The sequence below is a fragment of the Phycisphaerales bacterium genome (assembly GCA_020852515.1).
Lineage (GTDB): Bacteria > Planctomycetota > Phycisphaerae > Phycisphaerales > UBA5793 > UBA5793.
Genome location: JADZAS010000005.1, coordinates 18,063 through 33,407, shown reverse-complemented (window position 1 = coordinate 33,407; position 15,345 = coordinate 18,063). Strand labels below are relative to the sequence as shown.

Annotated in this window: 12 protein-coding genes; 8 read left to right on the top strand and 4 right to left on the bottom strand. The window is 65.5% G+C overall.

Going from position 1 to position 15,345, the window contains the following annotated elements:
- Window positions 1–210 precede the first annotated feature (210 nt).
- Window positions 211–1,254 (top strand): hypothetical protein, encoded by a 1,044-nt coding sequence (locus IT430_02955; protein MCC6906876.1) that lies wholly within the window; start codon window positions 211–213, stop codon window positions 1,252–1,254.
- Window positions 1,255–1,380: 126 nt separating this feature from the next.
- On the opposite strand, the gene IT430_02950 is transcribed toward IT430_02955, so the two are convergent.
- Window positions 1,381–2,466 carry a hypothetical protein gene (locus IT430_02950; protein ID MCC6906875.1) on the bottom strand — a complete coding sequence of 362 codons (1,086 nt, stop codon included), beginning with the start codon at window positions 2,464–2,466 and terminating at the stop codon, window positions 1,381–1,383.
- A gap of 257 nt (window positions 2,467–2,723) precedes the next feature.
- The gene (gene rpmE / locus IT430_02945) at window positions 2,724–2,960 is read right to left on the bottom strand and encodes a 50S ribosomal protein L31 (GenBank protein ID MCC6906874.1); all 237 of its coding nucleotides are present in this window, start codon (window positions 2,958–2,960) and stop codon (window positions 2,724–2,726) included.
- Window positions 2,961–3,558: 598 nt separating this feature from the next.
- Between rpmE and IT430_02940 the strand changes: the two genes are divergently transcribed.
- Genes IT430_02940 through IT430_02915 form a run of 6 tightly spaced genes read left to right on the top strand, consistent with a single transcriptional unit; the run spans window position 3,559 to window position 9,521 of the window.
- Window positions 3,559–4,611, top strand: coding sequence for an MFS transporter (locus IT430_02940; protein ID MCC6906873.1), 1,053 nt, complete (start codon window positions 3,559–3,561; stop codon window positions 4,609–4,611).
- A 56-nt stretch (window positions 4,612–4,667) separates the two neighbouring features.
- A complete protein-coding gene (locus IT430_02935; protein ID MCC6906872.1) occupies window positions 4,668–6,914 on the top strand; it encodes a molybdopterin oxidoreductase family protein in 2,247 nt (748 codons plus the stop codon).
- A 39-nt stretch (window positions 6,915–6,953) separates the two neighbouring features.
- Window positions 6,954–7,577, top strand: coding sequence for a 4Fe-4S binding protein (locus IT430_02930; GenBank protein ID MCC6906871.1), 624 nt, complete (start codon window positions 6,954–6,956; stop codon window positions 7,575–7,577).
- A 41-nt stretch (window positions 7,578–7,618) separates the two neighbouring features.
- Window positions 7,619–8,167: a Rieske 2Fe-2S domain-containing protein gene (locus tag IT430_02925; GenBank protein MCC6906870.1), complete on the top strand. Its 549-nt coding sequence runs from the start codon at window positions 7,619–7,621 to the stop codon at window positions 8,165–8,167.
- On the top strand, window positions 8,164–8,406 hold the full coding sequence (locus IT430_02920) for a hypothetical protein (protein MCC6906869.1): 243 nt from the start codon (window positions 8,164–8,166) through the stop codon (window positions 8,404–8,406). The genes IT430_02925 and IT430_02920 overlap by 4 nt, the downstream gene beginning before the upstream one ends.
- Window positions 8,403–9,521 (top strand): tellurite resistance/C4-dicarboxylate transporter family protein, encoded by a 1,119-nt coding sequence (locus IT430_02915; protein ID MCC6906868.1) that lies wholly within the window; start codon window positions 8,403–8,405, stop codon window positions 9,519–9,521. Before IT430_02920 ends, IT430_02915 begins: the two co-directional genes overlap by 4 nt.
- 733 nt (window positions 9,522–10,254) lie before the next feature.
- On the opposite strand, the gene IT430_02910 is transcribed toward IT430_02915, so the two are convergent.
- Window positions 10,255–11,499 (bottom strand): PAS domain S-box protein, encoded by a 1,245-nt coding sequence (locus IT430_02910; GenBank protein ID MCC6906867.1) that lies wholly within the window; start codon window positions 11,497–11,499, stop codon window positions 10,255–10,257.
- 539 nt (window positions 11,500–12,038) lie between these two features.
- On the opposite strand from IT430_02910, the gene IT430_02905 reads away from it, so the two are divergent.
- Window positions 12,039–12,311, top strand: a complete 273-nt coding sequence (locus IT430_02905; GenBank protein MCC6906866.1) for a hypothetical protein — start codon at window positions 12,039–12,041, stop codon at window positions 12,309–12,311.
- Between the two features lie 187 nt (window positions 12,312–12,498).
- Here IT430_02905 and cadA read toward each other — a convergent pair whose 3' ends face one another.
- The gene (cadA, locus tag IT430_02900) at window positions 12,499–14,934 is read right to left on the bottom strand and encodes a cadmium-translocating P-type ATPase (GenBank protein MCC6906865.1); all 2,436 of its coding nucleotides are present in this window, start codon (window positions 14,932–14,934) and stop codon (window positions 12,499–12,501) included.
- Between the last annotated feature and the right edge of the window lie 411 nt (window positions 14,935–15,345).

Below are 15,345 nucleotides of genomic sequence, written 5' to 3'. Positions count from 1 at the left end.
GCTGCCGCGGCGGGCGAGGTGGGTCCCGCCAAGCTGGACACCCTGAACGGGTGTCGGGCGCGGCGGTTTCAAAGCCCAAATTTCGCGCCGACGAAAGGTCATCGCAAGACTCGTCCCTCCCGGCGACATGAGCACGGGGCTGTTTGACGCCGCGATTGCCGCCGGCGTCACCCCAGATTTCCATCAACCGAATTGAGAGGACCTCAGCACATGTTCGCCGCCATGCTATCGGACACCTTCCGGCAGATCCCCCTGCGCCACGCGCGCTGGAGCCGTGCCGCCGCTGCGCTCGCCTTCGTTGGCGCCACCGCCGGCGCCGCCACCGCCGCCACCAGCAGCGAGTCGATGCTCAGTTTCCATCTCATGCAGATCGAGGCCGTTATCGGCGGCATCGACGGCGACACCACCGCCCAGGCCGTCGAACTCCGCACGCGCTCTGCGTTTCAGCACTTCATCGCAGGCAAGCGGATCAAGGCCTACGACGCCGCGGGCCAGAACCCCGTGACGCTCATCGAGTTCCCGACGAACATCAACAACTCCGGCGCGGGCGTGCGCATCCTCGTCGCCACGAGTTCGTTTGTGACCAAGACCACGCCCAACGCCCAGCCCGACTTCATGATGACCAACCCCATTCCACCGTCGTACCTGGCCGCCGGGCGCATCACGTTTGAAGATGATTTCGGCTCGGTCGTCTGGTCGCTGGCCTACGGCGGCTCGGGCTACACCGGCCCGACCAACGGCACGCTTGACAACGACCTCGACGGCGAGTTCGGACCGCCCTTCAGCGGACCCCTGCCCTCCACGAACACGCAGGCTCTGCACTTCCAGGGACTGTCCAGCGATCGCAGCACGAGCAACAACGTGGACTACCGGCTCACGCCAGGGCCGGCGGTGTTCTTCAACGTAGCCGGCAGCCGCTTTGCAGTCGGCGATGGAACAGAGTTCAGTTTCGAAGTCGTCGGCCACTGCCCTGGGGGCGTCAATCTCACGTGGTCGGGCGCGACGGCATCGCGCATGCTCGCGATTATCTTCGCGTCGAGCCGCGGCAGCCTGGTGATTCCCAACGGCAACCCGTGCGCGGGCACGCCGCTGGGTCTGGGGCCGCAGAACATTCAGCTCGTCCAGACCATCAGCACCGGCGCCAACGGCATCAACTCCATCAACGGGAATACGAGCGGCGGCGCCTGCGGCGGGTTCCTCCAATTGCTCGACCTGGACACCTGCAGCACCAGCAACGTCGAGCAGATCCCGTAACTGCAGCCTCCAAACCCCTTCGCCTGACCTTGAGTGCACCCTTCCTCGCTCCAGGGCCACGCGAAAACGGAACGACCCCGGAAGCATCTTCCGGGGTCGTTATTGATTCAGCCAAAGGCCCCGCCGTTATCTGCCCGCCACGTCGGCGGCTCGCACCGGCGTGAGGCGCACGGCGTGATAGAAGCCGTCGGCGCCGCGGGCGATACCGGTGATCTGGCCGTGATTGTTGATATTGCTCACGGTGGAAATCTGCCATCCCGAATCGGGATCAATCAGACTGCTCACGCTCACCATTTCGCCATCTCGCCACAGGAAGGCGCCACTGTGAATGAACGCAGGACTCGAATTGCCGACGATCTCGCCGGCGTCGTTGATCGCGGTGGCGTAGGTCTCGATCAATTCCGGACCGTACGGCCCCTGCTTGCCGGCATCGGGCAGCACGCCGAGGTCGATGATCTGTCCGTCGCGCCAAAGGGTTGCATGAAGCAGACCGTCGGGCAGACTCGACGAACCGGCCACCTCGCCCAACGAATTGACATCTCGCGCGCTTCCCTCCACGCCGCCGAGCGTGCCCAGATCAGTCATGCCAGTGGACTGCGACCAGATGAACGGTCGCCGCCGCCAGTGGGCATTCCACGCCCAGCCGACGACGTGGCCGAGGTCGTTCACGCCGTGCGCTTCGCTGTACGCGCCGCCGAGTGTGCCAAGGTCGATCATGCGGCCATCCAGCCAGGCGCAGGCATGCTGCTCGCCGTGACGACCGCCGTGGCCGCGGGTTTGCGCGTCGCCGACGATCACTCCCGCACTGTTGATGTCATTGGCGTGGCTGTACGTGCCGCCCAATGTACCCAAGTCGATCATGATCTCGCCCCGCTTGACAAACGCGTGCTCTTCACCTCGCGTCGTGATGGAACTGCCGACGATCTCGCCGGCATCGTTGATGGCCCGTGCAAAGGTGGGGTGCGCGCCAAGCGAGCCGATATCTGTGAAGGCGCCCCGCGACGAGAGAAAGCCATGGTACTGTCCCTGGGCGCCGTGGAAGATGCCCACGACCTCGCCGCGCGAAGTGATGCCGAACGCACCGACCGCCACGCCGAGATCCGTCACGGCGTGGCGCACCGGCGGCGGGCCGGCGTTTGCCGCCATTGTGCCGATCAACAGGGCGGCCGTACAGAGGACACCCGCGCCCACACTGTGGAGATTCCGCGCCATCTCATGCTCCTTTCTGCCAGAATCCGGAAGTGCCCGTATCGGCCGGAGCCATGCCCCGCGCCCGGGCAGCGGCCGGTCCCGCGTCACGGGCCGGTCGCCTGGTGATTCGCTCCAGGCGGATGTGCGGACTGGTCGCGCACCTTGCGTCAAACCCGGTGCGGCCGGCCGTCAGCGCCCGGGGCGCAATACAAAAGACCCCGGAATGCCTCCGGGGCCTTTGTAGGTACACGACTTAGCCGCTCAGCCGCAGCTGAGAATCACTTGGTCTTTTTCTTGTTCTTGAAGTAGTCAGCGCCTGAGCCGAAGCGCTTCTGGAACTTGTCGACGCGGCCGGTGATGTCCACGAATGAACTCTTGCCTGTGTAGAACGGGTGCGAACCCGACCAGACGTCCACGCGGAGTTCGGGCACCGTGGCCCCGACGGTCATGACGACCTTACCGTCGAAGATGACTTTGCACTCGGGATACCACTTGGGATGGATTTCGTCTTTCATGGCCGGTCTGCTTTCGCCTGCTGGTCTCATCGGGCCGCAATCTGCGGCCGGTTGTGCCGTTGGTAAACTCCCGAGCCCAGCGACGTCAATCGGGTGGTCGGGAAGCCCGTATGATAGCGCTTTGCGCGGCGTCAAACAACGTCAGGAGTCGATGCGGGCGCCGACTTTGCCCCCCGGCCCGACCTGCTGCGGGCGGCGTGGAGAAGCGGCCCGAGCCGTCTCCCGCCCGCTGATCCGGGTGCCGCGGCTGGTCCCGTCCCCGCACGTGCGAGGCGGGACTTCACCGGATCGCAAGATTCCCGGTTGTTCGTCCGGACCAGCGTCTGCGCGTTGCTGGCCGGCAGGGTGATCGTGACGATCGTTCCTTCGCCGGGCTGGGATTCGATGTGAAGCGAGCCGCCGGCTCGCTCGCAGGTGGCTTGAGCAACAGAGGATCCCGCCACGGTCACGCGAAACCTCGACGGTGTAGAATCGACCAATTCGTGAATCGATGCCTTCGGTGAGCGGCGGCGCTCATTGAATCGGCCGGCGGGCGTCGATCCGCTCGACTGCTTGACAGGTGCCCAGGGTGATGGCGCAGGACGCGGCAAGAAACCAGATGCCGGCGGTAGTCAAGGCCTTCACATGGGCCGTGCTCGCGACGGCGCTGCTGGGTATTCTCATCGTCCTTGGCTCAAGAAACCTCGAGCACCTCGACGCGGCTCTCATCGGCTACACGTTTGCGAGCCTCTTTGCCGTCTTCGGGCTGACCTATCGCTACTCGATGTGGCTCCAGCGGCCGCCCACGGCGATGTACTGGCGCCGCGGCTGGCGTGTGTTCTTCCGGCGCGGCGCGCTGGGACGCAATCTCGCCCTCTGGCTGCGGCGCATCGTGCAGGGCTTTGCCCTTAACCTGTTCATCTGGCGCCGCGGCCGCTCGAGATGGGCGGCCCACTGGCTGATCATGTGGGGCTGCGTCATCGCCGCGGCGATCACCTTCCCGCTCGTGTTCGGCTGGATTCACTTCGAGACGCTGCCGGGCAACTTCGAGTGGTATCGCGCCTTCCTCTTCGGCTGGCCCACGTTCGCTTTTCCGATCGACTCGGCGGTCGGGTTTTTCATCTTCCATGGCCTGGTGTGGGCGGCGTTTCTCGTGATCGCCGGCGTCATGCTGGCGATGCGCCGACGGATGCGCGAGCACGGCGCCGCGGCCGTGCAGGAATTCGGCGAAGACTTCCTGCCGCTCATCCTGCTCTTTGCCATCAGCGTCACGGGCCTGATGCTGACGGCCAGTTACACGTGGATGAAGGGTTACGCCTTTGACTTCCTCGCCATCCTGCACGCGATCACGGTGATTTTCACGCTGCTCTACCTTCCCTTTGGCAAGTTCTTTCACATCTTCCAGCGGCCGGCGCAACTGGGGGTTGCGTTCTACCAAGACGCCGGGGCTGCGGGCGATCAGGCTCTCTGCAGGCGCTGCGGCGACGCGTTCGCCTCGCGCATGCACGTGGAGGACCTGATCGTCGTCGAGCGCCAACTCGGCTATCGATACGAACTTCCCGATTCACCGGTGCAGCACTATCAATGGATCTGCCCCCGCTGCCGCCGATCGGCGCTGGCGGTGGCGCAAGGCTCGCTGTGGGCTTCCAGTGGCGAGGGAGCCGACGACTGACGATTGCCGGTTGAAGAACAAGCAGTTGCCCGGGCGGGCGACTCGATTGGAGAGCCATGGCCACACTTCCCGTTGACAGGAGGAGCATCGTCGAGCAGTTCGGCCCGCACCTCGCCGAGATGTCGGGCATCCGCCTCGATCCGGGAGTCGAGCCGGATCGCCTCGTCAAAACACATTGCTGCTTCTGCGGTCAGCAGTGCGGCATTCAACTCAAGGTGAAGGACGACCAGGTCATCGGCTTTGAGCCGTGGCTCGAGTTCCCGTTCAATCGCGGCATGCTCTGCCCGAAGGGCGTGAAACGCTACCTCCAGGCGTCGCATCCCGATCGCCTGCTCCACGCCATGCAGCGCGACCCATCTGCGTCCGGCGGCTTTCGCAACATGGAGTACGATGCCGCGATCGCGCGCGTCGCGGACGCCGTCAGGCGCATCCAGAGCGAGCACGGCGCGGATGCGTTCGCCGTGCTTACCGGCGCGAGCCTCACCACCGAGAAGGCCTATCTCATGGGCAAGTTCGCCCGCGTGGCGCTGCGCACGGCCAACATCGACTACAACGGCCGGCTGTGCATGGTCAGCGCCGCCGCCGGCAACAAGAAGGCGTTCGGCATCGACCGCGCCGCCAACCCGTGGAGCGACATTCCCAGAGCCGAACTCGTCTGGATCAGCGGCGCCAACGTCGCGGAATGCGCGCCGATCACCACCGATTACGTCTGGCAGGCGCGCGAGAACGGCGCGCGGATCATCGTGGTCGATCCGCGCATCACGCCGATCGCGCGCACGTGCGACCTGTTCCTGCCCGTCAAGCCCGGCCGTGACGCGGCCTTGTTTGCCGGCGTCACGCATCTCATGATCGAACACGACTGGCTCGATCACGACTTCATCGAGAAGCACACCGTGGGCTTCGACGCCGTGGCGCAGAGTGTCAAAGAGTGGACGCCGGCGCGGACGGCCGAGGTCACGGGGATCACCGAATCTTCGCTGCGGCGCGCCGCGGAGTGGTGGGGGACGGCCGCCACCAGTTTCCTCCTCCACGCGCGAGGCATCGAGCACCACGCGCACGGCGTGCAGAACGTGCTCGGCGCGATCAACATCGTGCTCGCGTCCGGCCGCATCGGGCGCGACGGCTGCGGCTACGCCACGATCACCGGCCAGGGCAACGGCCAAGGCGGCCGCGAGCACGGGCAGAAGTGCGATCAGTTGCCCGGCGCGCGCGACATCGTCAATCCTGAGCACCGCGCGCACATCTGCAAAGTCTGGGGCATTGAGGATCGCGACCTCCCCCAGGCCGGCGTGGATGCTTACGAGATCATCCGCAAGATCGATCGCGGCGAGATCCGCGGGCTGCTGAGCATCTGCTTCAACCCGAAAGTCTCGCTGCCGGACAACAACTTCGTCACGCGCGCGCTGGAAAAGCTCGACTTTTACGTGGCGATCGACTTCTTCCTCAATGAGACGGCGCAGCATGCCGACGTCGTGCTGCCCGGCTCGCTGCACGAAGAGGACGAAGGCACGGTCACGCAGATCGAAGGCCGCGTCATCAAGATCAACAAGGCCGTGCCGTGTCCCGGCGAGGCGCGGCAGGACTGGCGGATCATCCAGGACATCGCCGCGGCGCTCGGCCGCGACCGCGGCTTCACCTTCGCGTCGCCGCGCGAGATCTTCGACGAACTCCGGGCAGCAAGCAAAGGCGGCGTGGCCGATTACTCGGGCATCACCTACGAGAAGATCGAGGAGCAGTTCGGCGTGTTCTGGCCGTGCCCTTCAGAGGACCACCCCGGCACGCCGCGGCTGTTCGAGTCCGGCTCGTGGAACCCCGTGGCCAAGGGCGCGGGTCCGTTCTACTTCCCCGATGGCAAGGCGCGATTCAACGTCGCCGAGTACCGTCCGCCTGTCGAGGATACGGACGAGGACTTTCCGCTGATGTTGACGACCGGCCGAGTGGTGAGTCAGTTTTTGTCGGGCACGCAGACGCGTCGCATCGGTCCGCTGGTCGAGCAATACCCCGAGCCGCGCGTCGAACTGCACCCTCGCCTCGCCGATCAGCATGGCATCGCCACCGGCGACTGGGTGATGATCGAAAGCCGGCGCGGCGACACCACGCTTCGCGCACTGGTCGTCACGACCATCCGCCCGGATACGGTCTTCATCCCATACCACTGGGCCGGCCGGCGCAGCGCGAACCAACTCACCATTTCCGCGCAGGATCCGATCTCGAAAATCCCCGAGTACAAGGCCTGCGCCGTGCGCATCCACAGGGTTGATGGACCGCCGGAGTGGGAGGCGCGATTCGAGCCGCAGCAGTAGCCCGAGCGCGATCCGCGCGAGGCAGATCGTGGAGAGAGCATGCCCGTACCTGACCATCTCGAGTTCTTCATCGACCCGAACCGGTGCATCGGCTGCCAGGCGTGCGTGCAGGCGTGCAGCGAGTGCGACACGCATCGCGGTCATTCGATGATCCATCTCGAATACGTCGAGCGCTCCGTCTCCACCCAGACCACGCCGGTCATTTGCATGCACTGCCACTCCCCGACGTGCGCGGAAGTGTGTCCGGCGGACGCCATCAAGCGCACCGGCGACGGCGTCGTGCAGAGCGCCCGCAAGCCGCGCTGCATCGCCTGCAACAACTGCGTGCTTGCGTGCCCTTTCGGCGTGCCGAAGATGAAGTCCGAGTTCGATCTCATGATGAAGTGCGACATGTGCTACGACCGCACCTCCACCGGCCGCAAGCCCATGTGCGCCACCGTCTGCCCGAGCCAGGCGCTTTTCTTCGGTACGCGCGAAGAGATCGAGCAGTTGCGCACGCGGTCGGCGCCGATCAACCGTTTCCGATTCGGCGAGCAGATCGTCACGACCAAGGTCAACATGATGGCGCCGCGCGCGGCGCGGCCCGAGTACATCGACGTCGCCGCAGCGATGGAGGAGGAGTCGCGCGGCGGCGATATCATGCTCAACGTTCTCATGGCCTAAGCCGGGTGGTGCGACTGCGCCGGCGCGGAGGTGTATGCACGATGGCCAGACTCGAAGTGGACAGCGCCGCCAGAACGCCCGACGGCCGGCCGGAGAGCCAGCAGCCCAAGTGGCGGCGCGACTTTCCCATCGACCTGCCGCAGGATGAGTACGTCGCGCGCCGCGACTTCACCAAGTTCATGGTGCTCACCAGCCTCGCGTTCGCCGTCGGCCAGGTGTGGATCGGATTTGAGAACTGGCGCCGCCGTCGGCGCGGCGAGCCGGCCATCGTCGAGATCGCGCGCGTCGTCGATGTGCCCGTCGGGGCCGTCATCACCTTCGCCTACCCCGGCCCGCATGATTCGTGCCTCCTCGCCCGTACCGGCGAGCGGACGTGGCTCGCTTACGGCCAGGAGTGCACGCACCTCGCGTGCGCCGTCGTGCCGGAACTGGGTGAAAGCCGCCTGCGCTGCCCGTGCCATCACGGCTACTTCGATCTCACAACGGGCCGGCCCACCGCCGGCCCGCCGCGGCGCCCGCTGCCGAGGATTCTGCTCGACGTGCGCAACGGCAGCGTCTATGCAACTGGCGTGGAGGTTCGCACGACATGAATCAGCCTCGAGGCCGCAAGAGTCCGCCCTTCTCCCGTGAACAGCGCCTCGCCGTCGTGCATGGCATCCTGTGCTTTGTCCTTATTCTCGCCGTGCTCCAGTTGTGGCTGCTCACGGCGACGATGAATGCGTGGCTCGGCGGAGACTACGCCGTCATCTGGCCGGCGGCGATCGTGAGTATCCTCTGCTTCGCTCTCAACCTCGGCCTGCTGCGCTACCTCTACAGGATGGAGCGATGAACCCGCCATCGCCGAGCCCGCCGCCGGCCGCGGTCTCAGCCGCGCGGGCGGCCGAGGCTCACTCAACCCTGAGCGGGCGAGTGCTGGCCGGCGCGCGCGATCTGCATCCCGCGTACTTCGCGCTGGTGATGGCCACCGGCATCATCTCCAATGCGTGCCACCTGCTGGGATTCCACCTGATCGCCCTGGCGCTGCTGTGGCTCAACGTCGTCTTCTACGTCAGCCTCTGGAGCATGACCGCTATCCGCCTCGGGCGCTTCCCATCGAGATTCGTCGCCGACCTGCGCGACCACAACCGCGGCGTGGGCTTCTTCACCATGATCGCCGGCACGTGCGTTCTCGGCAGCCAGTGCCTGATCATCCTCGCGCTCCCCGAACTCGCCACGGGCTTGTGGGTTCTGGGGCTCCTGCTCTGGATCGTTCTGACCTACACCGTTTTCGCCAGCCTCACGGTCAAGCAATCCAAGCCGGAACTGGCGCGCGGCATCAATGGCGGCTGGCTCGTCGCCGTCGTGGGCACCCAGGCCGTCTCGCTGCTCGGCGGCCAGGTGTCGCACTACCTCGAACCGTCGCGACAAGCCGTGCTCTTCGCTTCGCTCATGTTCTGGCTCGGCGGCGGAATGCTCTACGTCTGGATCATTTCGCTCATCTTCTACCGCTACACCTTCTTCGCACTTGAGCCGTCCGACCTCGCTCCGCCGTATTGGATCAACATGGGCGCGATGGCCATCTCCACGCTCGCCGGCACAGTGCTCATCGACAACGCCTCCACCTCGGCGCTGCTCGAAAGCCTCGCGCCTTTCCTCGGCGGCGTCACGCTGCTGTTCTGGGCGACGGCCACGTGGTGGATTCCCATGCTCATCATCCTCGGCGTGTGGCGGCACGGCTACCGCCGTTTCCCGCTGCGCTATGACCCGCTCTACTGGGGCGCCGTCTTTCCCCTGGGAATGTACACCGTCTGCACCTACCGCCTCACGCAGGTGCTGCCCGTCGAGTTCCTCACTCCCTTGCCGCGCGCTTTCATCTACATCGCCCTCGCCGCGTGGGCGCTGACTTTCTGCGGCTTGATCGGCACGCTAGCGAGAGTGGTGCGCGGCCCACGCGGCAATGCCTGACACGCCTTGCTTCAGCTGGCAAGCGCGGCGAGCATGATTCATCTCATGCGTTGGCGGCTTCACGGACAGGGGCCGCCTCGACCTCAAGGACGAGGCGGCAGTCGAGCAGCTATCGACCGCCAGCCGGTGCGATCAAGGGAATCTGCCAGGCGCGGCACCAGTTGCGGCGCGTCGGGTCGAGCTGCAACGGCTACCGACCCGCCGCTGCTTTTGCCTCCAGCACGCGGGGCAGCAAGAGTCCTTCGTAAAACGAGCTTAATCGCAGGATTCGCTCGGCTTCCGCAAGCTCGGCGTGTGCTTCGTCAACGCGATCGACGGTGGTGAGGAACCGGCCGAGAGTGAGCGCGACTTGGCGGACTCCCGAGCGTCCAAACCGCCAAACTCGATGTCGAGCGCCAGCGCCTCGCGCAGGAACTCCTCGGCGGTCTGAACCTGTCCTTCTTCGGGAGGATCATTCCGAGCAGACGACGGCTCCGGGCGCGGTGCGGGTGATCGGCTCGGACTTGTCCTCGTAGTTGCGCATCGCGATCTCGAGCTGCGTCCTCACCTCGGCAACGATGCCGAGCGCGTAGAGCATTTCGGCGTCGTTGAGCCTGTCGTCGGCTCTGGGGCCTGACTCGTCGCGGAGGCCATCAAGCGCGCGTTGGATTGCCGTCTGGGCACTTTGAGGGGAACCCACATCGAGAAGCACTCTCGCCCGCAGCAGCGCGAGATTGAACTGCGCCTGCCCAGCCTACGAACTCTTTGCACATGGACTTGCCCGGAGTGGTGAGCCGTTGTGCTCGGTGGGAAGCACGAGCGTGACCGTGGTGCCTTTGCCCGGTTCGCTGTCGATATCGATTGAGCCCTTGGCGCGACTAACGATTGACTTGACGAGCCTGAGCCCGAGGCCGGCTTCCGCGTCTTGGGTTCCGTTGGTAAAGGTGGAGTTCAGGATGCGCTCCCTTGTCTCAGGGCGCATGCCCTCGCCGTTGTCGGTGACGCGGACGCAAATCGTGTGGCCGTCGGCACACGGCACGGCCCAGATCTTCAGAATGGCTGGCTCGGTGCCGCGCAATGCGCGGCTGGCGTTGTGGGCGAGGTTGAAGACCGCTTGGGTCAGTTCGACGCGCCCGATCTGCACGAGCGGCAGGTCGTCGGGGATCGCGGGCTCCAGTTTGACTTGGCGCGGCAAAACGCCGGTGAGCAAAGGCGTCACCTCACGCCACCATTCGTTAAGGTCCGTCGCCGCGTTGTCCTGTCGTTCAGTACGGGCCATCAGCAGGCGCAGCCGCTTGCAGAGGTCGCCGATGTAGTCCATGGCGTTCTCGATCGCTTTGACGTTGTCGATGGCGTCAATGCTCTCGTGCTTGTGCAAAGCACTGAGGTGACAGCGGATCGGCTGCAACGCGTTGCCGAGGTCGTGCAAGATGCCGGCGGTCAACGTGCCGATGGTGGCCATCGCTTCGGCGACATGAAGTTCCTCGGACTTGCTTCGGAGTTCCTGCGAGCGGAGGTCGAGCAGGCGCTGGGTCGTCAGGCGCTGAGATTGGGATTCGACGTCCGCCCGCTTGCGTTCGGTGACATCGCGAATGACGGAGGAAACGAGCAGTTGCCTACCCATACGAAGCGGACTGAGCATGATTTCAATGGGGAACTCGCTCCCATCGCGGTATCGGGCGTACAGGTCAAGCCCGGTGCCCATAGCGAGGATGCGCGGCTCGGCGACATAGCGGGCAAGATGCTCGACATGCCGCTTGCGAAAACGCTCCGGCATGAGGATTTCAACAGGTTGATCGAGCAGTTCGTTTCGACTGTAACCGAACAACTGCTCGGTCTGCCGATTGACGAGGATGATCTTGCCCTGCTGGTTGACGACGACCATGGCGTCCGGCGCTGAGTCGAGCACCAGCTGCGCGAGTCTGCCATTGCGCGTGAGAGGGCCACGAGGTGAGTGCGCTGTGAGACCAGACTGGTTGGTTGTGGTTTGGCACGCCATGAACATCCACCTTGTCGGAAAGCCGCAGGCGGATCACTTGATTCCCACGATGCCGGGCCACCCGTGGCAGGGCACTCGATCTCCGTCCTCGGCCACAGCATTTTACCTATGGGATGCAAAGGCGATGCATAGGGGCAATCTCTCCCTTGAGACCGGCGGATGCCCTTTCTCGTCAGAAAAGGCCGGTTGTCGCGTCTCCGGTCGTCGGCTGCCAGTCCCCACGGTTGAGCTGCGCCTCCCCTGGGATCGTCTTGCGCATCAGCAGAAATCTCATGGCCATTCCGACCTCGGTGCCGCAGGGCTATCACCGCGACGCTGCAAAGTGTGGGAAGAACTGCGCGCGACGATCGCCATGGTCGAGGTGCTCAGGAATTGGCCTTCCGCGGTCCGCCGCCGTCGGCTACTGGATGCCTACGCGATGGGATATTGAAGTCGCGCGCGAGGCGGCAAGAGCAACTCTGCTGTTGAACTCACGCGAGGCGCAACCAGAGCACTGTTCTCGCTCTATCATTTTCAACCTGGACACCGGAGCATTGATCATGAGCAAACGAAGCATCAGCGCAGACGAGGCGAAGCGCATCGGCGATTCACTTCACATCCGCTGGGACACAGTCGACCTGGACCAGTTCCGACGCGGACTGGAAGTGGAATTCGAACATGGCCTGCGCGATCCGGACACTAACGTCACCAACGACGACGAACTGCTGACCGGCAAGATCGCATGGGCGCACCTCAAGGAGTTCCCGGATTACTACACGCGACTGGACAAGCTCGAGGCCGACGCCGACGCGTACTGGACTTCGCGCCGGTGAACAGGGCCTACTCTGCCAGCGCCGGCTCCCGGAGCCTGCGTCCGCAGCTCCACCCCGGTGGCGATCCCATCGCTCACCGCAGCGCGGGTTGCGGGAGCACGCCCTCGGCGTTGCCCTGCACGCGCCGCGCGATGCGGCGGATGAGGTAGTCGCCGTGGTGCAGCGAAAAAGTCCCAGACCTGCGGCATCAGCGGTTTGATGCAGGCCCGCGGAAGACCAGAAGCCGCAGCGCGTTGGCGAGCACAACAAGCGTGCTCCCTTCATGCACGATCACTGTCGGACCGATCCCGGACCAGCCGCCGACGGATGCGGTGACCAGCACCGCGATTACGCCCAGCGCGATGAACAGGTTCTGGAGGATGATCGCCCGCACCCTGCGCGACAAGGCGAACGCGAAAGGCAGGCGGGAGAGGTCGTCGCCCATCAGCGCCGCATCCGCGGTCTCCAGAGCCACCGCCGTCCCCGCGCCTCCCATGGCAATGCCCACGGTCGCGTTGGCGAGCGCCGGGGCGTCGTTCACGCCGTCTCCGACCATCGCGACGCTGCCGTAGGTCTGAACCATCTCGCGGATCGCAGCAACTTTGTCCTCGGGGAGCAGGCCGGCCTTGACCTCGTCCACGCCGACTTCGCGGCCCACGGCTTCGCCCACGCCGCGGTTGTCGCCAGTGAGCATCACGATACGTTGGATCCCCAACCCGCGAAGCTGATCGAGCACTGCCCTGGCTCCTGCGCGTGGCTGGTCCGCGACACCGATGACGCCCAGCCACCGCTCGCCGTGCCGCACAACCACGATGCTGCGGCCGGCCTTCTGTAACGAATCGACGGCGGTGTTGATTGGCGATGGGATCACGCCATCGCCTTCCCAGAGTCGAAGGCTCCCGATCTCCACAACCTTTCCCTCCACCTCCGAGCGCACGCCTTTGGCCGTCACGCTCTGCAACTCGCCGGCTTCGGGAAGCACGATACCCGACGACTGCGCGCGTCGCACGATCGCGGCCGCGAGCGGGTGCTGCGAGCGCCGCTCCACCGCGGCAGAAACTCTGATCAACTCCTCTGCGCTTATGCCGTCGGCGGGCCGCAGGTCCGTCACCTCGGGCTTGCCGATGGTCAGCGTGCCGGTCTTGTCGAACGCGATGGCGTTGATCGTGCCGAGGTTCTCAAGGTGCGCTCCACCCTTGATGAGGACGCCGCGCCGTGCCGCCTGGGCGATGCCCGCGAGCACTGCCGCGGGTGTTCCGATCGCCACAGCGCACGGCGAGGCCGCGACCAGCAGCGTCATGGCTCGATAGAAGCTCAGGCTCCACGTCCAAACGCCCAGCAGCGGTGGGACGATGATCAACAGCGCTGACGCGGCGAGCGTGATGGGCACAAAGATGCGCTCGAATCGCTCCGTGAACAGTTGCGTGGGGGCCTTGAGGGTCTGGGCCTCGGTCACGAGCCGGACGACGCGGTCGAGCGTGCGGTCGCCCGCGGCCCGAGTCGTCTCTACTTCGAGCGCGCCCTCGCCGTTGACGGTTCCGGCGAAGACCTCGGCGCCGGGCTCCTTGTCCACGGGCACTGATTCGCCGGTGATCGGCGCCTGATCCACAGCGCTGCGGCCAGCCCGAACATTCCCATCCACCGCGATGCGATCTCCGGGCCTGACGATGACGATCTCGCCTATTGCCACCTCGCCCACGGGCACCTCGTGCTCCGTGCCGTTGCGCAGCACGCGGGCCATGGGCGGGGCGAGGTCCGCCAGCGCCTTGATGGCGTCGCGGGCTCGGCCCAGGCCGTAATGCTCCATCGCGTGAGCGAGGGAGAAGAGGAAGAGCAGGAACGCCCCCTCGGCCCACGCCCCGATAGCCGCGGCCCCGACCGCCGCCAGGAGCATCAGGAGATCAATGTCGAACGTGAACCTGCCCCGGCGGAGTTTCTTGAGTGTGTGGCTCACCAGGTCGAACGCACCGAATCCGTAAGAAACGAGGTACAGCCCGACCGCCGCGATGTGTGGCAATCCCGCCCACCGTTCCAGCACCCACGCCGCCATGAGCAGCACCCCGGCCGCGAGGCTCCACGCGAGTTCCGTGTTCCGGGAGTACCAGTTGGGCCTCGGCGTCGGAGCGGCTGCCGCAGGAGCGGCCCGCCCGATCCCGAGCAGTCGGCGGAGCGCCAGCGCCACTCGATCCTCGGACGTCAACCGCTTGTCGAACTCAATGCGAGCGACTTGGCCGGCCATGTTGACCGACGCGGCCAGAACTCCCGGTTCTTTGCGCAGCCCATCCTCGATTCGCAGCCCGGCATCCTCGCTATCGACGGTGCTGAAGTGCAGCAGCGCGTGCCCGTATCGCTCAGTGATCCCGGCCCCCGCCGCCCGCACCTGAGTCTCCACCTGTGCCATCGTCACCCGCGCGGGGTCGTAGTGGATGCACAGTCGAAGCGTGCCCTCCCTCCCCGCATCCCCCGCCACCACAACTCTCTCCGCACCTCCCATCCCCGCATCTTCCGTCCCATCATCAACGTGCGCGCGTTCGACGCCGGGCACCGTGGCGGCAAGGGCCATCAGGCGCTGGACGCACGCATCCCGCGCATCGAACACCGCGGGGAGCAGGATCGGCAGGTCGATGCGCAGGGTCTGGGTCATGGTTGCGTCCGATGGCCGATTACGCAGGCCATCGCCCATCTACGGGGATGACCTCACGAGGACGTCGAGATCGCTCTCGGAGGTAGCGCGGCCGGCCGCGAAACTGTGACGTCCATCGTAGTTCGAGTCCCGCACGGGGTCCGATCCGAACGGTTTCAAACCGTTGGTTGATTTTGGCGGAGGGCTCTTGGCGCTCGCGCGCAGCGTTAACCTCCAACCGCCGTGGAGCTGGCAAAAACGCGGTTGACGGCGAGGCACTGGAAGCGGCGCGAGGCTCCTCCTCTGACGACTGGCACGCGCCGACCGGCTCCCCAGCGGGTTTCACCTGCGCCGTTCCGCGCTCGCGCGCTGTTAGCCGGGCATCGCGTTCGAACTCGGCGCGTGCTGGTGAACGATGCGCGAGCGTTCCTC